This window comes from Yersinia vastinensis (genome assembly GCF_902726565.1).
GTDB lineage: Bacteria > Pseudomonadota > Gammaproteobacteria > Enterobacterales > Enterobacteriaceae > Yersinia > Yersinia vastinensis.
This window is the reverse complement of record NZ_CACVAF010000004.1, coordinates 272,663-297,132: the sequence shown is the minus strand read 5'-3', so window position 1 is coordinate 297,132 and position 24,470 is coordinate 272,663. Positions and strand designations below refer to the sequence as shown.

The window sequence follows — 24,470 nt, the reverse complement described above, 5'->3', positions numbered from 1 at the left end:
GATACTCCGTTTAATAATGTATATATTTATAAATCAGGTTAACCATCAAGATCAGTGCTTAGTCTCGGTGACTGGCGCGTAATGGGGTTCGGCCGATAAGCACCACTGTTGATAGCGTTGATAAAGCTGTTGATAGCGTGCGACTTGTGTTGCATTTGGTATCAAGGTGCGTTCAATTTTACAGGCCATATGGCGCTGTGCAGCTGGGACATCATCAAATACGCCAGCAGCAACCGCTGCAAAAATAGCAGCACCTAAGGCGCAACATTGATCTGATGCCACTATTTGTAGCGGTCGATTCATCACATCAGCACAAACCTGCATGATCACTGGAGATTTCCGTGCAATACCGCCTAATGCCAGCACATTCTCCACCGGAATATCCTGTTGTTCGAAGCATTCCATGATGGCGCGAGCACCGAATGCGGTAGCAGCAATAAAACCACCAAATAGCGTCGGAGCATCGGTGCCAAGATTCAGATCCGTAATAACACCTTTCAAGCGCTGATTAGCATTTGGTGTGCGGCGACCATTAAACCAATCCAATACCACCGGTAGATGATCAAGCGATGGATTTTTAGCCCACTCAGTTGTGAGCGAGGTAAGAAGGGTGGATTCAATCTGCTTTAATTGAAGCTGTAATTCGGGCTGTGCCAGTGCAGCCTGATGTAATGGCCAGCTTAATAAACGGCTAAACCAGGCATACATATCACCAAATGCCGATTGACCCGCCTCCATACCAATCCAGCCGGGTACTACGCTACCTTCTACCTGACCACAGATTCCTGCAATCGCCCGATCACCCACCAGCTTTTCATCGGCAATCAAGATATCGCAAGTCGAGGTGCCGATAACTTTGACCAATGTATATGGTTGAGCTCCCGCACCAACGGCGCCCATATGGCAATCAAATGCACCACCTGAAATGACAACGTTAGCAGGTAAACCTAGACGTTCAGCCCATTCAGCGGTGATAACTCCCACGGGGCGTTCTGCAGTATAGGTATCAGTAAATAAGGGGTAATCGAGCTTGTTAACCAGGCTACTATCCAGCGCCGTCAGGAATTCTCGTGGTGGCAATCCTCCCCAAGAAGGGTGCCACAAGCTTTTATGTCCAGCGCTGCATCGGCCTCGTTGAATATCTTGTGGTGCCGTAGTACCAGAGAGCAATGCCGGGATCCAGTCGCACAATTCAACCCATGACACCGCCGTATCACGAACCGCTTTATCCGCTCGGGTAATGTGCAAGATCTTTGCCCAAAACCACTCAGAAGAGTAAACACCGCCGATATAGCGCGAGTAATCAGCAAATTCTCCGCTGTGACATAAGCGATTGATTTCTTCTGCTTCTTCAATGGCAGTGTGGTCTTTCCACAACACGAACATGGCATTAGGGTTATCCGCAAAATCCGGACGTAGCGCCAATACCTGACCTTGTTCATCAATCGGGGCTGGTGTAGAGCCGGTGGTATCCACACCAATGCCGACAATTTGTTGACGCTGTTGCGCCGAGAGGCGATTGACCACCTGCTGGATGGCCTGCTCCATCGCTTCTATATAGTCGAGAGGGTGGTGACGGAACTGATTGTGGGCGGCCTGGCTATAAAGGCCCTGCTGCCATCGAGGGTAATAAACAACTTCGGTATCGATCTCGGTGCCATGCTGACAATCCACCGCCAATACCCGCACGGAATCGCTGCCAAAATCCAACCCGAGCGCTATAGCGTTATTTTTCGATAAAGGGCTGCCTGCCGATATAACGTCGCCTGTCATGGGGGATGCTCCTAACGATTGCAGAAAACAAGAATTCATTGGCAATAACCATAGGAGTGAGCGGCGGCAAGATGTGAGGAGCCAATAGCTGGAAGTATGTACTTTTCTGCTTCCTACAGTGTTTTTGTGATGTCAGTCAAAAGTTAGAGAGAGGTTAAATTTGCTGAATATATGGATAAATAAACTGTAATCCCTGGATGTGATAGCGCTCTACATTCTGAAAGGAAATTAACGTTAAAACTGTCACCGTCTTACCGGGTGTGGTGAGGTTAGGTGGCTTTTATAGAGCATGCAACCGCACTTAAACTGAGAAAACATGATTGATAACGTTTCCACTGAAAATCGATAGATTTGTGTAGTTGACGATTTAATAAACAAAAAACATCTCTTCCTACAAAAACAGTCCGGAGAACACTATGCATAAATTAACTAAGGCGCTGGCAGTGGTTGGGTTAGCGGCAGTTATGTCACATTCAGCTATTGCCGAAAGCATGAAATTAGGCTTTTTAGTCAAGCAACCGGAAGAACCTTGGTTCCAGACAGAATGGAAGTTTGCTGATAAAGCCGGGAAGGATTTAGGTTTCGAAGTGATAAAGATTGCCGTGCCCGATGGTGAAAAAACACTAAATGCAATTGATAGTCTGGCGGCCAGCGGTGCAAAAGGTTTTGTCATCTGTACACCGGACCCTAAATTGGGGCCAGCCATCGAAGCAAAAGCACGCAGTTATAACCTGAAAGTGATCGCAGTTGATGACCAATTCGTTAATGCCAAAGGCAAACCGATGGAAAGTGTTCCATTAGTGATGATGGCGGCGACCAAAATCGGTGAGCGTCAAGGACAGGAACTGTGGAAAGAGATGAATAACCGTGGATGGCAACCGGCAGAAACCGCTGTCATGGCTATTACTTCTGACGAGCTTGATACGGCACGTCGCCGTACTACAGGCTCTATGGACGCGCTGAAAGCAGCAGGTTTCCCAGAGAAACAAATCTATAAAGTACCAACCAAATCCAATGATATTCCGGGCGCATTTGATGCCGCTAACTCCATGTTGGTACAGCACCCTGAAGTGAAAAACTGGCTGATTGTCGGGATGAACGACAACACCGTATTGGGTGGCGTGCGGGCAACCGAAGGTCAGGGCTTTAAAGCACCTAATGTGATTGGGATTGGTATCAATGGTGTTGATGCGGTAAGTGAATTGTCAAAAGGCCAGGCGACCGGTTTCTACGGTTCTCTGTTACCAAGCCCGGATATCCATGGTTACAAGAGCATCCAGATGCTTCATGACTGGGTTACCAAAGATGTTGAGCCAGCGAAATTTACTGAAGTCACGGATGTGGTGTTGATCACTCGGGATAACTTCAAAACTGAGTTAGAGAAAAAAGGCTTGATGTAATTCCGTTATGTCTTGTGGAGATACAGGCTATGACGCACTGGGGGCAGGCTGCGGCTTGCCCCACCTGACCACGCAGTTATTTATCATGTTATTACGTGGCGCGGTGCAACCCAAAATTTAGAAGGAAGCCATCATGTCAGCACTCCATTCTGCGTTACAAGCCGAGCAGGAAGCCGAGAAGTCACCTTATCTGGCTTTTTGTGGCATCGGAAAAAGTTTCCCCGGTGTTCAAGCGCTGGATGATATCAGTTTTACCTGTCAGGCCGGTCAAATCCACGCCCTGATGGGGGAGAATGGCGCAGGGAAGTCAACACTGCTGAAAATTCTCAGTGGTAATTACACGCCAACCCAGGGCGAAATCCACATTAGAGGGAAGGCGGTCAATTTTACCAACACCACCGAGGCACTCGACGCGGGGGTGGCGATCATTTATCAGGAACTGCACTTAGTACCGGAAATGACCGTGGCAGAAAATATCTATTTAGGCCAATTGCCAACCAAGATGGGCATGGTCGATCGTAAATTATTGCGTTATGAGTCCAGTTTGCAGCTCGCACATTTAGGGCTGGATATTGATCCCGACACCCCCCTGAAATATCTCTCCATCGGCCAATGGCAGATGGTGGAAATTGCCAAAGCGTTGGCGCGCAATGCCAAGATAATTGCCTTTGATGAACCTACCAGCTCACTCTCTGCCAGAGAGATTGAACAGCTATTTCGGGTTATTCGCGAATTGCGCGCTGAAGGGCGGGTTATTTTATATGTTTCCCACCGTATGGAAGAAATTTTTGCACTGAGTGATGCCATTACCGTGTTCAAAGATGGTCGCTACGTGCGTACTTTTGATGATATGGAGCAGGTTAATAATGACTCATTAGTTCAGGCCATGGTGGGGCGCAATCTGGGAGATATTTATGGCTATCAACCCCGTGAAATAGGGCCGGAGCGCCTGACATTGCAAGATGTAAAAGCCATTGGTGTTAAATCCCCCATTAGTTTGACGGTGCATCAGGGTGAGATTGTTGGCTTATTTGGGTTAGTCGGCGCGGGGCGCAGTGAATTACTCAAAGGATTATTTGGTGGCACCAAACTGACCAGTGGGCAAGTGTTGTTGGATGGCAAAGCGCTGACGGTTCGTTCCCCCATTGATGCCATTACCGCTGGGATCATGCTATGCCCTGAGGATCGTAAAGCTGATGGCATTATTCCGGTGCATTCAGTGCAGGACAACATCAATATCAGCGCCCGACGTAAAACCCTAACCGCGGGCTGCCTGATTAATAACCGCTGGGAGCAAGAGAATGCGGCATTACGCATTCAGTCCCTAAATATCAAAACACCAGGCCCCCAACAGTTAATTATGAATCTCTCCGGCGGCAATCAGCAGAAAGCCATTTTAGGCCGCTGGTTATCCGAGGATATGAAAGTGATCCTGCTGGATGAACCGACGCGCGGTATTGATGTTGGAGCCAAGCATGAGATTTATAACGTGATTTATGCACTGGCGAAACAGGGTATTGCTGTGTTGTTTGCGTCCAGTGATTTGCCTGAAGTGCTTGGGCTGGCTGACAGAATTGTAGTGATGCGTGAGGGGGCTATTTCCGGTGAGTTAGAACACGGTCATGCCACTGAAGAGCAAGCGCTCAGTCTGGCGATGCTACGTGCCCCAAATATAACGACTGATGCCGCGCCTGCGGTTGCCTGATTGTGAAGGAGTTAACTATGTCCAGTGTTACTTTGAATTCTGATAAGAAGACCCCGCCATCACCTCAGTCGCAGCCACCTCAAGAGGCTCCTGCCAAAGGAGGGCTGGGGCTTTCACGCATTTGGGATAGCTATGGCATGCTGGTGGTCTTCGCCGTGGTCTTTATCGGCTGCGTGATATTTGTGCCTAATTTTGGCTCTTTTATCAATATGAAAGGGCTGGGGTTGGCAATCTCGATGTCTGGGATGGTGGCATGCGGCATGCTGTTTTGTCTGGCATCCGGTGATTTTGACTTATCTGTTGCCTCGGTGATTGCTTGTGCGGGGGTGACTACCGCCGTGGTCATCAATATGACCGAAAGCCTGTGGCTAGGGGTCGGTGCGGGTTTAGTGTTGGGGGCGCTGTGTGGGTTGATTAATGGCTTTGTAATTGCCCGGTTGAAAATCAATGCCCTGATTACCACATTGGCGACGATGCAGATTGTCCGTGGCTTGGCGTACATCATCTCTGATGGTAAAGCCGTAGGCATCGAAGATGAACGTTTCTTTGCGCTGGGTTACACCAACTGGTTCGGTTTGCCAGCACCTATCTGGATAACCATTGCTTGCTTGGCTCTGTTTGGTTTTCTGTTGAATAAAACCACCTTTGGCCGTAACACACTGGCCATTGGGGGCAATGAAGATGCCGCTCGTTTAGCCGGGGTTCCGGTGGTGCGTACCAAGATTATTATCTTTGTGTTATCCGGTTTGGTGTCTGCTGCCGCGGGTATTATCCTCGCTTCGCGCATGACCAGCGGTCAGCCAATGACCTCAATAGGTTATGAGTTGATCGTTATTTCTGCTTGTGTACTGGGTGGGGTTTCACTCAAAGGTGGGATTGGTAAAATTTCCTATGTTATTGCCGGGATTTTAATTCTGGGGACAGTGGAAAATGCCATGAACCTGTTGAACATTTCGCCATTCTCTCAATACGTAGTTCGTGGCTTGATCCTGCTGGCAGCGGTTATCTTCGACCGTTACAAGCAGCTTGCTAAACGGACAGTATAAGTCTGCGAGTGACAGAAAAGTCCATAAAAAGCCTATCTGGCTCACAATTCTGTCATCACTATCGGGCAGCGTGAAATCTGCCCGATAAACTGGAGTTAGCACGAGCGTTTGCCTACATAACAGAAAAAGACTCCAAGGAGGCCAAATGTACCATCGAATGGTTCAGGAACCGCAACCCAATCCCTTGCTGCCCGGCTACACGTTTAATGCCTATCTGGTAGCAGGATTAACCCCGATTCTGGCAGATGGACCACTCGATTTCTTTATCGACAGGCCGGGGGGGATGAAGGGGTATATTCTTAATTTGACCATTAAAGGTCAGGGTAAGATATTTGACGGTGAAAATACGTTTTACAGTAATCCCGGCGATTTGCTGCTATTTCCACCCAAGGCGGCACACTATTACGGCCGTTCGCCTAACAGTGATTGCTGGTATCACCGTTGGGTCTATTTCCGGCCGCGAGCTTACTGGGCCGACTGGTTAGAATGGCACAGTAAAACCCATGAAGTAGGGCGTTTATCCTTACCTAACAATAATTTACTTCTAGAGTTTGACCGGTTATTTGCCAATATTGAGCAGACACAAAAATCAGGTCGCCGTTTTGGTGAAGAATTAGGAATGAACTTGCTGGAGCGTCTTCTGCTGCGTGCAATGGAAGAAGACCCTCTTAGCCCACAGCGTATTATGGATCCACGCGTCATAGAAGCATGTCAGTTTATTACGGGTAATCTGGCTGGGGAATTGCGTATTGACGAAGTGGCGCGGCATGTGTGTCTGTCTCCCTCTCGCTTGGCGCATCTTTTTCGTGAGCAGGTGGGGATTAATATCCTGCGTTGGCGTGAAGATCAGCGAGTTATCCGGGCAAAATTATTACTGCAAACCACACAAGAGCCCATCGCGACGATTGGCCGGGTCGTCGGCTATGACGACCAGCTCTATTTCTCGCGCGTTTTCCGCAAACGCGTAGGGGTTAGCCCCAGTGATTTCCGGCGTCGCAGTATTGAAACCAACTACCCGCAACGCAGTCTACGTCATCCAGAATGGCGGGATAATTCAGAGGTAATTGTGCGGGTTTAATCCCGCCTGAAATGCTCAGCAAGAAATTACCTCTTGTCGCGGGATTCATCATGGTGTCAAATCGATCCACTTGAAGTGTAAAGATGACGAATATTCCGGGCAAGAGGAAACAAAATGGCCGAAAAAATAAGAGTAGGTTTGCTGGGCTATGGTTATGCCAGTAAAACGTTCCATGCACCGCTCATCATGGGGACGCCGGGGCTTGAACTCGCAGGTGTTTCCAGTAGTGATGCCAGTAAAGTTCATGCTGATTGGCCATCAATGACGGTTGTTTCTGAACCACAAGCGCTGTTTGACGACCCTTCTATCGATCTCATCGTTATACCTACACCCAATGATACCCATTTTCCATTAGCGCAAAAAGCTCTGGCTGCGGGTAAACATGTGGTGGTTGATAAACCTTTTACGGTGACACTGTCACAAGCAAATGAGCTTAAAAAACAGGCAGATGATGCTGGGTTACTGCTCTCGGTATTCCATAATCGTCGCTGGGACAGTGATTTTCTGACACTGAAAACATTGCTGGCCGAAGGTGCCTTAGGGAAAGTGGTCTACTTTGAATCACATTTTGACCGTTATCGTCCGGAGATCCGCCAACGCTGGCGTGAGCAAGCCGGCGCAGGGAGCGGCATTTGGTACGATTTAGGGCCGCATCTGTTGGATCAGGCGCTGCAGTTGTTTGGATTACCCGATACCTTAAATGTAGACCTAGGAATGTTACGTCCGGGCGCACAATCAGTAGATTATTTCCATGCTGTTCTCAGTTATCCAGGCCAACGCGTAGTGCTGCATGGCACCGTATTGGCCGCAGCTGAAACTGCACGCTATATCGTCCATGGTATGCAAGGTAGCTACATCAAGTTTGGTTTGGATCCGCAAGAAGATAGGCTGAAGGCGGGGGAACGATTACCGCAGGCGGACTGGGGCTATGATATGCGTGATGGGGTGGTGACACTGTCACGTGATGGGGTCCTCGCTGAAAAACCATTACTCACGTTGCCGGGGAATTATCCTGCTTATTATGCTGGTATACGGGATGCTATTTTGGGAACCGCACCTAATCCAGTACCGGCATCTGAAGCAATTAAAGTGATGGAATTGATAGAGCTGGGTATGGCCTCTGATCAACAGAAAAAAGCGCTGCCGGTTTCATCTGCAAACTGAGTTGCCACTTTACTGGGTGTCATCATTGCCCCCAGTTTTTATTTGAAAAATACCCCAACAAACGTGACGTTGCCGTTAATCCTTTAGCGACGTCGCTGTATCGGGGAGAAGGAATACAGTGGCATGTCATGGTTACAACGCTTACAGATAGATAGGTTTTTATTAATACTGATTGTGGTGGTCATTATCGCTTCTATTTTCCCTTGTGAAGGGGAAGTGAAAGTGTGGTTTGAGCATCTGACGACGGCAGCCATCGCCTTATTATTCTTTATGCATGGAGCCAAACTCTCCCGTGCGGCGATTGTTTCCGGCATGGGGCATTGGAAACTGCATCTGGTGGTTTTTCTTAGCACATTTGCGTTATTCCCGCTGCTAGGATTGGGGATGAATGTGCTGGTTCCCGGCGTGTTAACGCCAACACTGTATCTGGGGTTCCTCTATTTATGCGCGTTACCTGCGACGGTGCAATCGGCCATCGCTTATACCTCAGTCGCGGGTGGGAATGTGGCGGCGGCGATATGCAGCGCATCGGCTTCCAGTATCCTTGGGGTATTCTTGTCTCCGATACTGGTGGGGATGTTGATGCAAACCCAAGGTGGGGAGACGGATACTCTGCATGCGATTGGCTCTATCATTATGCAGTTGATGGTGCCATTTATTGTCGGCCACTTATCTCGTCCATTGATTGCAAAATGGGTTGAACGTCATAAGAAATTGGTCAATATCACTGACCGGTCATCAATTCTTTTGGTGGTTTATGTTGCGTTTAGCGAAGCTGTAGTTCAGGGCATTTGGCATCAAATTGATGGCTGGTCACTGTTGGCGATATTGGTGTGTTCAATGGTATTACTCACCGTGGTGTTGGTCGTCAATACTTATGCTGCTCGTTGGCTAGGGTTTAATACTGCTGACGAAATTACCATTGTGTTCTGTGGCTCGAAGAAAAGCCTAGCGAATGGTATCCCAATGGCTAACGTATTGTTCCCCGCGTCTGTAGTGGGGGTTATGGTATTGCCGTTGATGATATTCCACCAAGTTCAATTGATGGTCTGTGCGGTATTGGCGCAGCGATATGCCAAACGAGTTGCGGGAGAGAACGCAGCTAAAGAGTTGGTTGCTGCACAATCAGTTTCAGGTGATCGTGGCGAAACGAAGTAATTAGATACCATCAAAATTAAAATGCCCGGACTTTACGCAAGTACGGGCATTTTTTTGTCACGTCGGAAGCAGTTTAGCCACGAACTTTATCGCGTAATGCCTGCTTTTCTTGTTCATTGATAAAGGCCATTGTCAGGCCATTTTCCTGAGCTTGGCGGATCTCTTGTTGAGTCAAGCCTGCCGCTGGTGCGGCAACATAATATTCATTGGCGATTTCAATCCCCTGTACGGCGGGGTCATCAGTATTAATTGAGGCTATCACTCCGTGACGCAGGAAAGTTGCTAAGGGGTGTGCTGCCAAAGAAGCGACCGTGCTGGTTTGGATATTAGAAGTCAGACAGGATTCTATCCCAATCTTATGTTCAGCCAAATAATCCATTAACTTAATATCTTCGACTGCCTTGACACCATGCCCGATACGCTCTGCTCCTAATTCGCGGATAGCTTGCCATATACTTTCAGGGCCGGCAGCTTCGCCTGCATGGATGGTAATATGTAAACCGGCATCGCGCGCCCGATTGAAGTGGCTGCGAAAGAGGCCACCGGGGAAACCCAACTCGTCACCAGCCAGATCCAACGCAGTGATACCATCACGGTGAGCCAGTAAACCATTGAGTTCTTCTAAGCAGGCTTGCTCACCAAAAGTACGGCTGAGAATGCCAATGAGGCGAATATCAATATCAAAATCGCGGCAACCGGACTTTATGCCGTCAATCACGGCCTCGACAACACCGGCAACAGGGAGTTGATGTTTCATCGCCATATAGAAGGGGGAAAAGCGCAACTCTGCATAATGTAAACCTGCTTTTACAGCGTCTTCGACGTTCTCATAAGCGACACGGCGGCAAGCATCCAGTGACCCCAAAACCGCCACACCCCAATCCAACTTTTGCAGGAAACTAACCAGATCCGGCTCATTTTTCGTGATTTGTACATGCGGACGGAGGGCATCTAATTCATTTGCAGGTAGCGATAAATTGAACTGCCGACCCAATTCTAAAATAGTTTGCGCACGGATATTACCGTCAAGGTGGCGATGGATGTCAGTCAGAGGAAGGCGGGAGTCGATCATATTGTGCACTCACTTAGATGATTGTTAGGTAAAGTGCAGAGTATTATAAAAACAAATCGATGAAAATATCCATATTGTTGCATAAAAAAGTGATTGGCATCATAAATGAATGATGAGTGAACGATATAGTCCACTCATCATCTCAATTCAGATCTGAATTATCCTTCAAGACTCAATCGCCACGAGTTTCTTGTCAGATCTGATTACCATTATGTAAGTGAGGATAAATGACAACCCGAGCGCCAGAGTCACCCCCATCAGGATATAGATAAAATAAGGACCAATATAGGCGGGTAGGCTAAAGATACTTGACAAAATATAGCCATAAAGTCGGACGCCGAAAAAGGCAATAAATGCAGAAGCAATGGAGCTGCTTATGGTGGTAGCAATAAAGGCCTTTTTGTATTTGGTGAGCACACCAAACAGTGCAGGCTCGGTTATCCCCAGCAACCCAGAAACGGCTGCAGACAACACCACGGTTCTTTCTTCCCGCGTTTTAACATGGAAATAGATAGCAAAAGTTGAGCCGGCAATTGCCATATTTGCCATAAACATCATCGGCATCAACATATCAAAACCTTTGTCGGTAAAGTTTTGCAATGCAATGGGCGTCATGGCGTGATGCATACCGGTAAGGATGGCTATCGGGCGGATAGCCCCAACAATAAAACCAGCAAATACGGATGAGATATCAAACAATCCCTGAATACAGAATGCGAGCAGTTTGCCTAAATAAATTCCCGCAGGGCCAATTAACGTTAGCGAAACGAGGGCGGTGATAAACAGGGTTAAGGTTGGGGTAAAGACGGTTTTCAATACGTCTGGCATAATTTTATCAACCCAGCGATGAATGTAACTTAGAGCCAGAATTGAGAAAATAACCGGTATCACGCTAGCGGAATAGTTAAATACCGACACCGGGACAACGTCCATAAAATAAATGACATTAACTGCTCCCGGTGTATGCGCTGCGAGTGCTTTGGCTGCATCAATCAGCGTGGGGTACATCAGACAGGCGGCAACTGCGGCAGCAAGATATTCGTTGGTTTTAAATATCTTGGCGGCAGAGACGGCAAGAAAGAATGGCAGAAAATAGAATACGCCACTGGCAATTAGGTCAATAATCATGACCGTATCGCTTTTGGCCGAGATGATTTTCAGTGCGATTAATCCCGCCAGTAAACCTTTAATCATCCCCGCACCGGCAATCGCTGGCACGATAGGGCCGAATACTCCAGAAACGGTATCCATAAAGAGTGATATTAGGCTTTTCCGTGCGTTCGGTGCGACTGAGGATTTATTTTCTTCAGGGGCTAGATTAGCAACAATATCTTGATACCAATCATTAACCTTAGGCCCGATAATAATTTGTACTTGATCGCTCTGGTTTTGTGCCCCTAATACACTGGGTAATGCTTTTATTTTTTCCCAATCGACTTGACTATCATCAATTAAATCAAAACGCAGGCGCGTCATACAGTGCCAGACTTTATTTATGTTTTTCTGCCCACCAACCAATTTTATTATTAATTGACATGCCTCAGTCCTGCCCATAAAACCCTCGCACCGGAATAATTATTTTTATTAACTGCGAAAGATAATAGTTTTACTCAATGTTAAAAACAAACCAATAAATCATGCCCTAGGTCACATTATTCGGTGTATTGAGCTTGATTAAGGGGGTTTTTAGTAAATTGGTATGGTTTTTTATGACAAATAGCTTGAATTACAGACCAAAAAAAACATTTAAATTTAAGGTTTACAACGCCCCGTGAAATAAGGTGAAATCAGCAAATACTTCATAAGAATTTATTTATTTTCGCATAGCTTGTAACCCGTTCGGATGAGTGGTTACTTGAGTGCTGTAAAGGAGCTTTGCATGCAACCCACATTAATCACAGGCATTGAATGTCAAATAACTCGCCCTGATCGCCATAATTTGGTGGTGGTTAAAATTGAAACTAATAAAGGGGTTGTTGGGTTGGGTTGTGCCACATTTCAGCAGCGTCCTTTGGCGGTTAAAGTGATGGTGGATGAATATCTGCGGCCATTATTACTGGGGCGTGATGCCAATAATATTGAAGATTTATGGCAGATGATGATGGTCAATGCTTATTGGCGCAATGGCCCGGTGATTAACAATGCTATCGCAGGCATTGATATGGCGCTGTGGGATATTAAAGGCAAGTTAGCTGACATGCCGCTGTATCAGCTTTTTGGTGGCAAATCGAAAGATGCTATTGCGGTGTATAGTCACGCCGCCAGCGATACGTTAGAAGGGCTTTACCATGAGGTGGATGAATTATTAGCGCAGGGATACCGGCATATTCGCTGTCAGTTGGGTTTCTATGGTGGAAATTCTGAGGATATACATACCACTCGTGAGCCAACGGCGGGGGCATATTATGACCAAGACCAATATATGGATAATACGCTGGCGATGTTTAAGGCTTTACGCGAAAAGTATGGTAATCAATTTCATATATTACATGACGTCCATGAGCGTCTATTCCCACAGCAAGCAGTACAATTTGCTAAACAGTTGGAAGCCTTCCGACCTTACTATATTGAAGACATTTTACCGCCAAATCAGAATGAGTGGCTGGAGCAAATACGCAATCAAACTGCAGTACCACTCGCGACGGGCGAGCTGTTTAATAACCCTGCAGAGTGGAAAGATCTGATTATTCACCGCCGGATCGATTTCCTGCGCTGCCATGTTTCGCAGATTGGTGGGATTACTCCGGCGCTGAAACTGGGCAGTTTCTGCCAAAGCTTCGGCGTCCGGCTTGCCTGGCATTGTCCTCCAGATATGACACCCATTGGTGCAGCGGTTAATACGCATCTGAATATTTACCTGCACAATGCGGCCATTCAGGAATTTGTTGCCTATCCGGCCAATACCACTCATGTTTTTCCCGGGGCTGTGGTTCCGGAGTCAGGGTATTTTTATCCAATAGAACAAGCAGGGATTGGTGTTGATTTTGATGCTAAATTAGCGACTGAATTCCCTGTTGTTTATCGACCTCATGAATGGACGCAAAGCCGGTTGCCAAATGGCACCATTCATACACCTTAAATGACCATGATATATTTTTAACTACGCCAAACTTAACTTTGTCGAAATTTCAGGTTGTCCTGATTGAAGGGAATAATATAGGTACAGGAATAGTCTATATCGACGATATCACTGAAGGTATATACACTGCCGTCCTGCAAAATCCCTCGATTAAGGATATGCATGGCGGCAATACCTTTCTTGCATCCGAGTAATTCTGCTTGCTCTTTATTGATGTTGATCGCCTGATAATGGGTTAATGAATGAGACAGGTGATAGCCTTTACTGAGAATATATTGCTGTATGGAGCTTTCGATGACCTTGGGGGTTAAATCAGGGAATGCTGACACCGGCATGCGGGAATTCTCAATTTGAACTCTGCGATTATCGATATAACGTAAGCGTGAAAATGCCCAAATAAAATCATCCACAGTAAGATTAAATATTTGTTGCTCTTCATTGTTTGGACGGCGTTTATGGAGGCTAATCAGGCGGAAGCTGATTTGGTTGAATTTTTTCTCTGTGATTGAGTTATACACTAATGGATTGCTGCCAACCCCGGGATTGATGAAGATCCCCGCACCTTGCACCATATGCACTGCACCAATCGCTGCCAGTTTTTCCAATGCCTTACGAATAGTAAAACGTGACACACCATACTCTTCAGCTAACTGGCGTTCTGGCGGTAATTTCTCCGGTAAATCTTCACCATATTGGTACATTTTGCTCAATAAGTCCTGAGCAATAAATTCTTTCTTTTTCATTTGCTGACCCACTGCATATAAACTGATTCAGTCCAAATTAGGTGATTCAGTAGTATATCTTTTATTTAAATTTTCAGCAGGGATGATTCAGAAAGGCGAATAAAACGCCACTCTGGGATTGAGTGGCGCGCAAGAATAGTCTTTGGGTTAAGTGCTGTTATTTCCCCTGTAAAAACTGGATACCGCTAATTAACTTATCCATACCCGACTCAACTTTACTGCGGGGGCAGCCGACATTGAGGCGTAGGAAGCCACGGCCTTCTTCGCCATAAGTGAATCCGGGCATAATGGCGACTTTTTCTTGCTCGATCAGAACATCTTGTAATTGATGATCGTCAATATTTAATGGTCGTAAATCTATCCATGCCAAATAGGTCGCTTGCGGCGGTTGCCAGTTCAATACTGGAAAGGCTTCATTTAACCGTTGAGCGACATAAGCCAGATTGGCTTGCAGATAACTGCGCAATTCATCCAACCAAGGTTCTGCCTGTTGGTAAGCGGCGATATGTGCGACGATCGCCAGCACCGCCGGAGAAGAGAGGCCGTCGCGACCCTTTAACATCTGGGTATAGATGTCTCGGGTCTCAGTGTCACTGATAAAACCGTAAGCCCCTGTTAGCGCCGGAATATTAAATGTCTTGGATCCCGAGGTCAGTAAAGCCCAAGGTGTTTGGCCAACCTGACTCCACGGTGTATGGACTTGATCATTCCATGTCATGTCCATATGAATCTCATCACTAATAACTTTGACCTGATGGCGTTCGCATAACTCTGCCATATGTGTCAATTCTTCAGGGGTCCAGACTTTTCCTGTGGGGTTATGCGGGCTACACAGCAGCAAGATTTTGGTCTGTGGGCGTGCCAGCAAGGCTTCTAGATGGGCCATATCACATTGCCACTGGTTATCGACTTTATGCAGTGGGCAGCTCAATAATTGACGTTGATTACCCAAGATCACTTTGTAGAAGGCGTCATAAGCGGGGGTATGGGTAACGACGAAATCGCTGGGCGCTGACCAGCAGCGAATCAGTTGGGCCACCATATAGATAACCGATGGGCCATAAACCGCCATCGAGGTATCGATATGGCAATGAAAACGTTGCTGATACCAGTGACGGACCGATCCCAGAAAATCTTCATGCTGCCAACGACTATATCCGAGTACGCCGTGTTCAATACGCTTATTCAATGCATGTAAAATAACCGGTGCGGTAGGGAAATCCATATCTGAGATAGTAAACGGCAACAAATCTGCGGCACCAAATCGGTCAGCAATATAGTCCCACTGGGTACACCAAGTGCCGTGGCGATCGACAGGGGTGGAGAAATCAAACATCAGCATCTCGCTTATCAAATAGACCCGTTGTCCCTGATGTCGCCCGGTTGTCAGCGGCAATATCAAGGACTTGGGTCTCGATTTTTAAGTAGGTCGTAGCCTAGCGGGTTATCGATTTAGGACGTGGCAAATTGTCCATTTCCTATCAGTGAGTCTAATTCATCTTTCACCGATTGCACTTGCGGACCAATAACAACTTGAAGGTTGTGGTCATTGAGTTGAATAACGCCAATTGCCCGATTGGCTTTCAGCGCGTCTTTATTGACCAGACTCATATCTTTAACCGACATCCGCAAGCGAGTGATACAGTTATCGAGTGAGACAATATTATCAGCGCCCCCAAGTGCCGTTAAGATAGCAGGGGAGTTGTAGCCGGATTTACCCGTCACAGTACCACTGACCGTTTTTTCTGCATTGCTACTGGCGACAGTTTCATTCTCACGTCCCGGTGTCTTGATATTGAAGTGTTGAATAGCAAAACGGAAGATCATGTAATAAGCAACAAACCAGATCCCCGCCACCACTGGCACCCAGTACCATTTGGTTGCGGTGCCATGCAGAATACCAAACACCACGAAATCAATAATATTGCCATCGGTATTGCCGATGGTGACTCCCAGCAATGCCATGACGGTAAAGCCCAGACCGGTCAGGATGGCATGAATCAAATACAGGAATGGCGCCACAAACAGGAACAAGAACTCAATGGGTTCTGTGGTACCGCCGATAACACAAGCAACAACACCTGAAATTAATAACCCTTTAATTTTATGACGGTTTTCTGGTTTAGCACAGTGATACATAGCCAGTGCTGCACCCGGTAACCCTCCTAGGAATGCCGGCATTTTACCTTGTGACAGGAAGCGAGTAGCGCTTTCAGAAAAACCAGTGGTCGTTGGGCAAGAGAGTTGTGCTTGGAAGATGGTTAAAGCACCGCTGACACTGTGGCCGCAAACATCCATGGTGCCACCTGCTTCAGTAAAGCGAATCAGTGCTACCAATATGTGGTGTAAGCCGAATGGCAGTAATAAACGCTCGCCACTGCCGAAGATCATCGGACCAAACATTCCAGCACCATTAATCAGACGGCCCAGTCCATTAATACCGGCAGCAAACCATGGCCAGATCAGTGGGATCAATAAACCGACTAACCCGAGAACCACTGTCGTCACGATAGGAACAAAGCGCGTACCGCCGAAGAACGCTAATGCATCCGGTAGGCGAATGGTATTGAAACGCTCATGAAGCAGGTAAACAATAATCCCGACAATCACAGCCCCCAAAATACCGGTATCGATGGACTGAATACCCAAAATATTTTGAATATTATGGGTTTTCAGCACCAATGGATCGGTTGTAGGCAACACACCGCTGGTGGTGAGGTAAAAGTTGGTTGCCAGATTTAAGACCGCAAAACCAACAAAACCGGAGAAAGCGGCAACACCTTTATTTTCACGCGCCATCCCCAACGGGATAGCAATGGCAAACATAACCGGTAAGAAGCTAAAGGCAAACGAACCAACTTTACTCATCCAGGTAAATAATAGTTGGAAGGCAGGATGACCAATGAACGGCAATAGCGTGATGACGTCTCTGCTGCTGAGTGAACTGCCGATACCCAGCATGATCCCGCAAAAGGAGAGCAGGGCGACCGGTAGCATGAAGGTTTTACCCAAACTCTGGAAAAACTCCCACAGCGTAATTTTTTGTTTTTTTACCGCTGACATAGTGACTCCTGTACTTAAAATACCTGATGTATAAAACAGTGATGTTGAAAAACCGTTGGCGACAATTTGTTAATGATAATGGCGACGATCCCGCCTCCCTGTCTGGAGGTTAAACAAGATAAAACGTTTAACCCAGATAATATGAGCGGCAAGTCACAATTACTGATCCTATTTTTGTATTAGAGTAAATCATCAGATTAAACGTTTAACTTGGCTTGTTTTGTAGGATGAATTGAGTGCTGTGGGTGTAACATTTATCCAGATATATTGGGCTTTGTGCTGAAGCACGAAGATTTACCAGACTAAGTTAACAATGCTTATCAGCGGTTATGACAATTAAAAAAACGACAATTACCGATGTGGCCAAATTTGCTGGCGTCTCAGTCGCGACTGTTTCGCTTGCTATCAGTGGCAAAGGACGTATTTCGCCGGCGACGGCTGACCGAGTTAATCAGGCCATTGAGCAGTTAGGTTACGTCCGTAACCGTCAGGCAGCACAACTGCGAGGTGGGGAATCAGGGGTGATTGGCTTGATCGTCCGTGATATTGGCGATCCTTTTTATGCTGAAATGACGGCGGGATTGAGTCAGGCAATTGAGGCAGAGGGCAAAGTGTTGTTTCTGACCCAGAGTGGTCGCGAGGGCAAAGGGTTGCTAAGGTGTTTTGATACACTCATTGATCAAGGGGTTGATGGTTTGGTGCTCGGTGGTGGTGCTAAACGGGAAATGGGGCTACAAGAAAAAGCCGCCAAGCATGATATTCCATTAATTTGCGCCGCTCGATCAAATGTCTTGGATGGTGTGGATGTGGTACGCCCAGACAATATGCAAGCCGCCAAAATGGCGACCGAGTTTCTCATTGACCGTGGTCATCGACAAATTGCCTATTTGGGGGGGCATTCTCATTCGTTAACCCGAGCAGAGCGGCTGGGGGGCTTTTGCGCCACATTAGTGCAATATGGGTTGCCATTTCGGTCGGAATGGGTGGTGGAGTGTGATAGTTATCAACAAGCGGCGGCCGATGCAGCAGAAGATTTGTTGCGCCATCACCCTAATGTCAGCGCCATTGTTTGTCATCAGGCATCCGTCGCGCTAGGGGCTTATTTTGGTATTTTGCGCACCGGTCGGACAATTGGCAGCGCCGGGGTTGATACTTATCTCGATCAACAAGTCGCTTTGATTGGCTTTGGCGATGTGCCGGAAGCTGAACTCACTGAGCCGCCTTTAACCTTTATCACCAGCTCTGCCAGAGAGATTGGCTACAGTGCAGGCCAGCGGTTACTTCAGCGTATCGCGGGCGTCGATCTGCAACTGCAAAACGTTATATTACCGCCAGTGTTGATCCGTAGGGGCTCGGCGTGATCTCAATGATCGATGGTGTCGATGGTGAATAGCAGATGAGAAGCAGCCAAAAAAAACGGAGCCATCAGGCCCCGTTTTGCATTTGACTTTAGGCGGTTACTGTTTAGGCGCAACGGGCACTGCCGGGACATCTTCAGGTTCTGCCCCGGTATCTTCTTCAGCGGGTTCGCCACCAAACATACCAAACAAACCGACAAATTCTTGCAGCGACATTTTCTGACCATTCAAATTCACTTGATTATCAGCATATTGGATCGTGCTGCTGATAACATCATCTTTGGTTGTTGTCAGTTTAAACATCTGGCCCATGGCAGCAATGCCTTGCACTTGCTGTTGTGCCAACTTCTGGGCTTCTTCCGGGCTGTACCCTTGCAGGCGGGCTGCTTGGGTTGTCATTTCGGTTGCCATCGGCATCGGGATAGTCAGTGCGGCATCCACTTTTTTCACCGACTGCGCTAACAATGGCTCATCACTTGCCTTAGCTTGTGCTGGGTCAGTCAACGCGATATTCAGAGTGAAGGTACTTTCCCCTTTGGCATTTTTCCAACTCAGTGGTGCAATGCTCATCGTTGGGTTGCCTTTCAGCAAACTTGGGATATTAGCAATCAACATATCTGCCATTTGCTGTTGATAAACATCAGGATCTAGATTTTCACCGGCCTGGAATGCCTTCATCACTTGTTGATTATAAGCATTGGTGAATTGCTTCAGACCTTGACCATCCAAATGATCGAATGTGAAGACCAGCTTGCCGGAACCAAAGTCATTATCCTGAATTTTTAAGGCGTCCAGTGTGTAAGTCAGCTTACCGTTTAAATCTTTATCGGTTTCGCCTAACTGGGTATTTAGGTTAAAGCCCGCCAGTGTTGCCGTTTCTTTGCCATCAATACTGAAACTCATTTGCTTGATGCCAAGCTGCTGATCACCAATGCTTAAATCGAATTTACCTACATTGCTGTCACTTTTCAGTGCCAGACCTTGCAGCGTAAATTGCTCCAATTGATCCCACTGATTTTTGCTAGTGAAAACGAGGCTGTCACTGGTCCCACTCATTTTCACATCGCGCATATCGCGGGAAACATCTGCATCAATTTGCGCACCAGAGAATTTCATGGTGGTGGTATTTTGCTGATAATCAATAGGAATGAAGGTAATCGCGGACGAGGTGTCGCCGCCGTATGAAATACGGGAATCCGCAGTAAACGGTGATTTGCCCTTAGTCACTTCAAACAGTTTCTTCAATGCTGGGGTATTGGCAAGTTCAGTATGAACCGATGCCATGCTTGGGATCAGATTGAATTTCTTTAACTGCGCGAGCGGGAATGGGCCGTGATCAATAGTTTCGATGAAAGCCACTTCATCACCGTCTTTTAACGCTTTTTCGCCCGCCACACTGCTATCTGCTTGTAACACATAACGAACCTGACTACGGAACAGACCACGCTGGTAATCGGTGTAAGCGAGTTTGACTCCAGCTTTTGGTAACAAGGTTCTGATCTGACCATTTGCATTGTTAACCAATTCGCCCATACGTTGTTCAATCAGTTTGCCGGTATACCACGAGGCTCCAGTCCATGCTGCGCCAAGTACGACAATGACGCTGACAGCCACTAACGATTTTTTCATTGTTCTGTTCATCCTTTTCTAATACACCAAATTCACTATGTTGAACGCGGTAACGAGTCACTTATTTAATAACACCAAAGAGAGCGCCTAAAAACAGCACTCCCCAAAATAATATAGGCTTAGATTAAACTTACACAAATATTATTGCGATGAATAACTATTTGGCCTACGACAACAGCGATCCTGAACTCAAAAATCGATTCTGGTGCGCAACATTTCTGTTGCGGCACCGAAATCTATCTATCAAGGCAACAAAATGCCAGCAATAGACAACAAAATGAATGACTTCGTTCAGTCTGCGTTATAGACACGTGCAATCGAACCCGTGCCTTGCACCGTGACAGGGGATTCATTGGCTGGAATAAAACAGGATTCACCCGGTAGTAACGTGATTTCCTGTTGTTGTTTTTTCAATACGGCCTGACCTTGAACACAAAATACAATCGCGGCACTGTGTTGTGCCAAAACTTGTGGCTCCGGCGTTAAGGTATGTAGGGAAAAAGCAAAATCCTCCACGGGGATCGGGAAAACTAACTCGTTACCTCGTTGTTGCGGCGTAGTAAGCAGAGTATTCGCAGGTTTAGGAATAAATTGCAGATTTGCCATTAGCTCAGGGATGTCGATAAATTTAGGTGTCAAGCCAGCGCGTAAGACATTATCTGAGTTCGCCATCACTTCCAACGCTACCCCGTCCAAATAGGCATGCGGTGTCTCGGCATATAAAAACATGGCTTCGCCAGGTTGCAGTGTCACCACGTTTAACAGCAGTGGGGAGAACAAACCACTATCATCTGGGTAGAAACGCGAAATGCTACGGATGGTATCCCAAGGCTCGCCCAATTGATTATTCAGTGCCGCTTTTAGGATGCCAAGGGCGCGCGTTTTGGGCTCACCCGCCATGCTCAACAAACTGGCAAACAGTGTCGCTAAATGTTCGGTATCTGGTTCACGTAGAAATGCTGCGATATCAGGGTGTGCGGATGCCAGTGGTTGTAGCAATGTTTCTATATCATCTAGTGTGCGGAAACCATTCATGGCCTGAAAAGGTGTCAGGGCATAAACCAGCTCGGGTTTATGGTTGGCATCCTTATAATTTCGTTCGGCGGCATCCAGCGGAATACCTGCCTGATTTTCTTTGGCAAAGCCAATTTCTGCAGCCGCTTTACTTGGATGAACTTGGATGGATAGGGGCTGGGCGGCACAAAGAACTTTGAACAGAAACGGTAACTCACCGAAACGTTTGTAGACATCGGGGCCTAAATTCGCATCGGGATTTTGTTCAATCACATCACGCAATGAATGCCATTGACCGCTTGCATCTGCAACTTCAGAACTGCTTTTTGGGTGTGCTCCCATCCACAATTCCGCCATAGGCTTCCCTTGCGGATTGGCTATGCCATAAAGCTCTGTAAGTGCATTGGTGCTGCCCCAAGCATAGTTTTGTACTGCATTTTTCATCTTTTGCATGGTTACTTTCTGCCGTTTGTCGTGGACTTAATGAGATTCGTGCACTCATCAGCGCAAACTCACTGCCTTGAAAAGGCAAGCGCCCTAATAAAATAGTCCCTTAGTAAACAATGGGGCCTGAGGGGTTGCAAGTGGTAATGCAATTAGCCAAGCTGGCAGTGAACACGAAATGATGGAAATACGAATCAATCGCATAAATGTCATGCTAAATATGCCATCATTATAGTGCCATGCTGCCAATGACGCAGACATGGCTTACCTCAATCTATTGTTCTAAGTGCTAAGGAGACAGTGATGGCAACCACCCGCAGTGAAAAAGACTCTATGGGGCCTATCGATGTGCCGGCAAAGCAATTATGGGGCGCGCAAACTCAGCGTTCACTAGAGCATTTCCGCATCTCGCAAGAAAAAATGCCGACTGCGCTGATTCATGCTCTGGCGCTGACTAAGAGGGCTGCAGCACAGGTTAATATGGATTTAGGATTGCTGCCTGCGGATCGGGCCAAAGCGATTATGCGAGCCGCTGATGAAGTATTGGATGACTGCCATCCTAACGAGTTTCCGCTGTCTATCTGGCAGACAGGGTCTGGCACTCAGACTAATATGAACATGAATGAGGTATTAGCAAACCGTGCCAGTGAACTGTTAGGCGGTGAGCGGGGCAATCATCGTTTGGTTCACCCCAATGATGATGTTAATAAAAGTCAAAGTTCAAATGATGTATTTCCAACAGCAATGCACGTTGCCGCTGTTATCGGGTTACGAGAAAATCTGCTGCCAGAACTAAAAATATTGCAGCAGACACTGACGGATAAAGCTGAAGCCTATCGCGATATTGTGAAAATTGGGCGGACGCATTTGCAAGACGCAACACCGCTGACGTTGGGGCAGGAGATTTCTGGTTGGGTCGCCATGCTATCCCATAGCGCGAAACATATTGAGGCAACAATTCCTCATCTCTGTGAGTTAGCTCTTGGCGGAACCGCTGTCGGGACTGGGTTGAATACACATCCTGAGTACGCAGTACGTGTGGCTAATGAAATTGCTGCATTAACTCATCAACCCTTTGTCACTGCGCCGAATAAATTTGAGTCATTAGCCACTTGTGATGCACTTGTTCATGGTCATGGGGCATTGAAAGGTTTAGCGGCATCACTGATGAAAATTGCTAATGATGTGCGTTGGCTATCCTCTGGCCCGCGTTGCGGTATTGGCGAGATTTCGATCCCTGAAAATGAACCTGGTAGCTCGATCATGCCGGGTAAAGTCAATCCGACACAATGCGAAGCTATGACCATGTTATGCGCTCAGGTTATGGGTAACGATGTGGCTGTTAATATTGGTGGGGCATCTGGCAACTTTGAATTGAACGTGTTCCGCCCGTTAGTCATTCATAACTTCCTACAATCAATTCGTTTACTAGCTGATGGTATGCGGGGCTTTAATGAACATTGTGCGGTAGGGATTGAGCCCAATCGTGACCGCATTACGCAACTGCTGAATGAGTCGTTGATGTTGGTCACTGCACTGAATACTCATATTGGTTATGACAAAGCAGCGGAGATAGCGAAGAAAGCTCATAAAGAGGGGCTGACATTGAAGGCCGCCGCGTTAAAGTTAGGCTATTTGACGAGCGAGCAGTTCGATGAATGGGTCAAGCCGGAAGACATGGTTGGTAGCATGAAGTAATTTTCTTACGCTCGTGAGATTGGCGCCGAGATTAATTCTCGGCGTTTATTTATCAGCTTCAACATATAAGTGCAATCGTGGAACTAACAGACGTAATGGTTTAGCGTCAGGTTTATATTTATGTTTAATATGGTTGGCATCATAGTCAGTCAACTCACCTAACTTAGGTAATTCCAACGCCGACTCAACCAGACAGAATGCTATTAATGGCATAGGGCAGGGGTGTTGTACTTGTTTCTGCTGCTCTTGATACCAGACTCGTGCTATGGGTTGTACTTTTACCGGCCGCTTGATCTTCAAGCGCGTATTCTCGGGCAGACGCTGCACATCATTAATTTCCAGACTGACTAATTCCATCCATTGTTCACGACTAAAAGGGGGAACTGCACGTCCAGCATTCAGGCTTTTATTTAACTGCACCAGTACTTCTTCGCGAGTGACATTCTTAATAATATGTTTATTGGCCCAACCAAAGCGCACCGAACTGGGGTTAATGAGCGGCGTAATAGTGCGATAAGTGTTTAGTGTTATTAGCCCATGTAAATGAGTGTGCACAAATTCAAAACGCTGCTCACTCGGCAGGCCTGATTCGACGGTAATGAGATGTTCTAATTCAGCTTTTAATTGATTAATTTTATATATGGTCTGTTGGCATTCACTTAATTGATCATCCGTAACAGAGAGACAGAGTACGCCGGGTAGACGGACGGCAGCTTTGCTACTGATATTCTGTCCTTGGTGATGAATAAACAGGCGTTGATAATGTTGCAGTGCTAAGTCTCTTGCCTTATTTCCTATCGTGGTGTCGACAGAGATTTTTTCAATAGGCTGATGTTCAGTGCCTTTTTCTATTTCGGGTAGAGAAAAAACGCGCGCTGCAAGCAAGGGTAATTCTGCAAGCTGCTGGTGGAGTTGCTGTAATTCTATCTCCAGAGAAGAGAATCGGTTATTTAGCCGGTCTATCAAATCATATTTATTCATCATTTTTTTTCATAAATCTTATTTTAGTTACAACATACAGTATTTATATCAATAAAAAAAGACAT

The 24,470-nt window shown here is 46.8% G+C and carries 18 protein-coding genes; 9 read left to right on the top strand and 9 right to left on the bottom strand.

Going from position 1 to position 24,470, the window contains the following annotated elements; all coding sequences use genetic code 11:
• Positions 1-51: 51 nt before the first annotated feature.
• Entirely contained in the window at positions 52-1,773 is a 1,722-nt protein-coding gene (locus HUZ92_RS08190) for a ribulokinase (RefSeq protein WP_050097719.1), read from the bottom strand.
• A gap of 416 nt (positions 1,774-2,189) precedes the next feature.
• Here HUZ92_RS08190 and HUZ92_RS08185 point away from each other — a divergent pair, with 416 nt between their 5' ends.
• The 6 genes from HUZ92_RS08185 to HUZ92_RS08160 all read left to right on the top strand — a co-directional run bounded on the left by HUZ92_RS08185 (position 2,190) and on the right by HUZ92_RS08160 (position 9,324).
• Entirely contained in the window at positions 2,190-3,173 is a 984-nt protein-coding gene (locus HUZ92_RS08185; RefSeq protein WP_050097718.1) for an arabinose ABC transporter substrate-binding protein, read from the top strand.
• Positions 3,174-3,306: 133 nt separating this feature from the next.
• Positions 3,307-4,878, top strand: a complete 1,572-nt coding sequence (gene araG / locus HUZ92_RS08180; protein ID WP_050140622.1) for an L-arabinose ABC transporter ATP-binding protein AraG — start codon at positions 3,307-3,309, stop codon at positions 4,876-4,878.
• A gap of 17 nt (positions 4,879-4,895) precedes the next feature.
• Positions 4,896-5,924 (top strand): L-arabinose ABC transporter permease AraH, encoded by a 1,029-nt coding sequence (araH, locus tag HUZ92_RS08175; protein WP_050097716.1) that lies wholly within the window; start codon positions 4,896-4,898, stop codon positions 5,922-5,924.
• A 145-nt stretch (positions 5,925-6,069) separates the two neighbouring features.
• Complete coding sequence (araC, locus tag HUZ92_RS08170) at positions 6,070-7,002, top strand: arabinose operon transcriptional regulator AraC (RefSeq protein WP_050097715.1); 933 nt, start codon at positions 6,070-6,072, stop codon at positions 7,000-7,002.
• Between the two features lie 114 nt (positions 7,003-7,116).
• Positions 7,117-8,166: an oxidoreductase gene (locus HUZ92_RS08165; protein WP_050097714.1), complete on the top strand. Its 1,050-nt coding sequence runs from the start codon at positions 7,117-7,119 to the stop codon at positions 8,164-8,166.
• Between the two features lie 123 nt (positions 8,167-8,289).
• On the top strand, positions 8,290-9,324 hold the full coding sequence (locus HUZ92_RS08160) for a bile acid:sodium symporter family protein (RefSeq protein WP_050097713.1): 1,035 nt from the start codon (positions 8,290-8,292) through the stop codon (positions 9,322-9,324).
• 73 nt (positions 9,325-9,397) lie between these two features.
• Here HUZ92_RS08160 and add read toward each other — a convergent pair whose 3' ends face one another.
• Complete coding sequence (add, locus tag HUZ92_RS08155; protein ID WP_050097712.1) at positions 9,398-10,396, bottom strand: adenosine deaminase; 999 nt, start codon at positions 10,394-10,396, stop codon at positions 9,398-9,400.
• Between the two features lie 165 nt (positions 10,397-10,561).
• A complete protein-coding gene (locus HUZ92_RS08150) occupies positions 10,562-11,950 on the bottom strand; it encodes a PTS transporter subunit EIIC (RefSeq protein ID WP_050140625.1) in 1,389 nt (462 codons plus the stop codon).
• A gap of 325 nt (positions 11,951-12,275) precedes the next feature.
• Here HUZ92_RS08150 and HUZ92_RS08145 point away from each other — a divergent pair, with 325 nt between their 5' ends.
• A complete protein-coding gene (locus HUZ92_RS08145) occupies positions 12,276-13,475 on the top strand; it encodes an enolase C-terminal domain-like protein (protein WP_050296150.1) in 1,200 nt (399 codons plus the stop codon).
• Between the two features lie 32 nt (positions 13,476-13,507).
• Here the strand turns inward: HUZ92_RS08145 and HUZ92_RS08140 are convergent, their stop codons facing one another.
• The 3 genes from HUZ92_RS08140 to malX all read right to left on the bottom strand — a co-directional run bounded on the left by HUZ92_RS08140 (position 13,508) and on the right by malX (position 17,281).
• A complete protein-coding gene (locus HUZ92_RS08140; protein ID WP_050097709.1) occupies positions 13,508-14,218 on the bottom strand; it encodes a GntR family transcriptional regulator in 711 nt (236 codons plus the stop codon).
• 157 nt (positions 14,219-14,375) lie between these two features.
• Positions 14,376-15,554, bottom strand: a complete 1,179-nt coding sequence (locus HUZ92_RS08135) for a MalY/PatB family protein (protein WP_050097767.1) — start codon at positions 15,552-15,554, stop codon at positions 14,376-14,378.
• 116 nt (positions 15,555-15,670) lie between these two features.
• Complete coding sequence (malX, locus tag HUZ92_RS08130) at positions 15,671-17,281, bottom strand: maltose/glucose-specific PTS transporter subunit IIBC (protein WP_050097708.1); 1,611 nt, start codon at positions 17,279-17,281, stop codon at positions 15,671-15,673.
• Between the two features lie 329 nt (positions 17,282-17,610).
• Here malX and HUZ92_RS08125 point away from each other — a divergent pair, with 329 nt between their 5' ends.
• Positions 17,611-18,642 carry a Mal regulon transcriptional regulator MalI gene (locus HUZ92_RS08125; protein ID WP_145579961.1) on the top strand — a complete coding sequence of 344 codons (1,032 nt, stop codon included), beginning with the start codon at positions 17,611-17,613 and terminating at the stop codon, positions 18,640-18,642.
• Between the two features lie 96 nt (positions 18,643-18,738).
• Here HUZ92_RS08125 and HUZ92_RS08120 read toward each other — a convergent pair whose 3' ends face one another.
• Both HUZ92_RS08120 and manA read right to left on the bottom strand, forming a co-directional pair.
• Positions 18,739-20,268 (bottom strand): YdgA family protein, encoded by a 1,530-nt coding sequence (locus HUZ92_RS08120; RefSeq protein ID WP_145579960.1) that lies wholly within the window; start codon positions 20,266-20,268, stop codon positions 18,739-18,741.
• 291 nt (positions 20,269-20,559) lie between these two features.
• On the bottom strand, positions 20,560-21,735 hold the full coding sequence (manA, locus tag HUZ92_RS08115) for a mannose-6-phosphate isomerase (RefSeq protein WP_050296153.1): 1,176 nt from the start codon (positions 21,733-21,735) through the stop codon (positions 20,560-20,562).
• A gap of 294 nt (positions 21,736-22,029) precedes the next feature.
• On the opposite strand from manA, the gene fumC reads away from it, so the two are divergent.
• The gene (gene fumC, locus HUZ92_RS08110) at positions 22,030-23,424 is read left to right on the top strand and encodes a class II fumarate hydratase (protein ID WP_145579959.1); all 1,395 of its coding nucleotides are present in this window, start codon (positions 22,030-22,032) and stop codon (positions 23,422-23,424) included.
• Between the two features lie 45 nt (positions 23,425-23,469).
• Here the strand turns inward: fumC and tus are convergent, their stop codons facing one another.
• On the bottom strand, positions 23,470-24,405 hold the full coding sequence (gene tus, locus HUZ92_RS08105; protein ID WP_145579979.1) for a DNA replication terminus site-binding protein: 936 nt from the start codon (positions 24,403-24,405) through the stop codon (positions 23,470-23,472).
• Positions 24,406-24,470: the final 65 nt, after the last annotated feature.

What these genes read in the sequence shown, in the direction of transcription:
- HUZ92_RS08125 (WP_145579961.1), top strand. Translation starts at nt 17,611, where the DNA reads ATGACAATTAAAAAAACGACAATTACCGATGTGGCCAAATTTGCTGGC.
- araC (WP_050097715.1), top strand. Translation starts at nt 6,070, where the DNA reads ATGTACCATCGAATGGTTCAGGAACCGCAACCCAATCCCTTGCTGCCC.
- HUZ92_RS08145 (WP_050296150.1), top strand. Translation starts at nt 12,276, where the DNA reads ATGCAACCCACATTAATCACAGGCATTGAATGTCAAATAACTCGCCCT.
- HUZ92_RS08120 (WP_145579960.1), bottom strand. Translation starts at nt 20,268, where the DNA reads ATGAAAAAATCGTTAGTGGCTGTCAGCGTCATTGTCGTACTTGGCGCA.
- HUZ92_RS08185 (WP_050097718.1), top strand. Translation starts at nt 2,190, where the DNA reads ATGCATAAATTAACTAAGGCGCTGGCAGTGGTTGGGTTAGCGGCAGTT.
- manA (WP_050296153.1), bottom strand. Translation starts at nt 21,735, where the DNA reads ATGCAAAAGATGAAAAATGCAGTACAAAACTATGCTTGGGGCAGCACC.
- fumC (WP_145579959.1), top strand. Translation starts at nt 22,030, where the DNA reads ATGGCAACCACCCGCAGTGAAAAAGACTCTATGGGGCCTATCGATGTG.
- HUZ92_RS08135 (WP_050097767.1), bottom strand. Translation starts at nt 15,554, where the DNA reads ATGTTTGATTTCTCCACCCCTGTCGATCGCCACGGCACTTGGTGTACC.
- HUZ92_RS08140 (WP_050097709.1), bottom strand. Translation starts at nt 14,218, where the DNA reads ATGAAAAAGAAAGAATTTATTGCTCAGGACTTATTGAGCAAAATGTAC.
- HUZ92_RS08165 (WP_050097714.1), top strand. Translation starts at nt 7,117, where the DNA reads ATGGCCGAAAAAATAAGAGTAGGTTTGCTGGGCTATGGTTATGCCAGT.
- tus (WP_145579979.1), bottom strand. Translation starts at nt 24,405, where the DNA reads ATGAATAAATATGATTTGATAGACCGGCTAAATAACCGATTCTCTTCT.
- araH (WP_050097716.1), top strand. Translation starts at nt 4,896, where the DNA reads ATGTCCAGTGTTACTTTGAATTCTGATAAGAAGACCCCGCCATCACCT.
- add (WP_050097712.1), bottom strand. Translation starts at nt 10,396, where the DNA reads ATGATCGACTCCCGCCTTCCTCTGACTGACATCCATCGCCACCTTGAC.
- HUZ92_RS08160 (WP_050097713.1), top strand. Translation starts at nt 8,290, where the DNA reads ATGTCATGGTTACAACGCTTACAGATAGATAGGTTTTTATTAATACTG.
- malX (WP_050097708.1), bottom strand. Translation starts at nt 17,281, where the DNA reads ATGTCAGCGGTAAAAAAACAAAAAATTACGCTGTGGGAGTTTTTCCAG.
- HUZ92_RS08150 (WP_050140625.1), bottom strand. Translation starts at nt 11,950, where the DNA reads ATGGGCAGGACTGAGGCATGTCAATTAATAATAAAATTGGTTGGTGGG.
- HUZ92_RS08190 (WP_050097719.1), bottom strand. Translation starts at nt 1,773, where the DNA reads ATGACAGGCGACGTTATATCGGCAGGCAGCCCTTTATCGAAAAATAAC.
- araG (WP_050140622.1), top strand. Translation starts at nt 3,307, where the DNA reads ATGTCAGCACTCCATTCTGCGTTACAAGCCGAGCAGGAAGCCGAGAAG.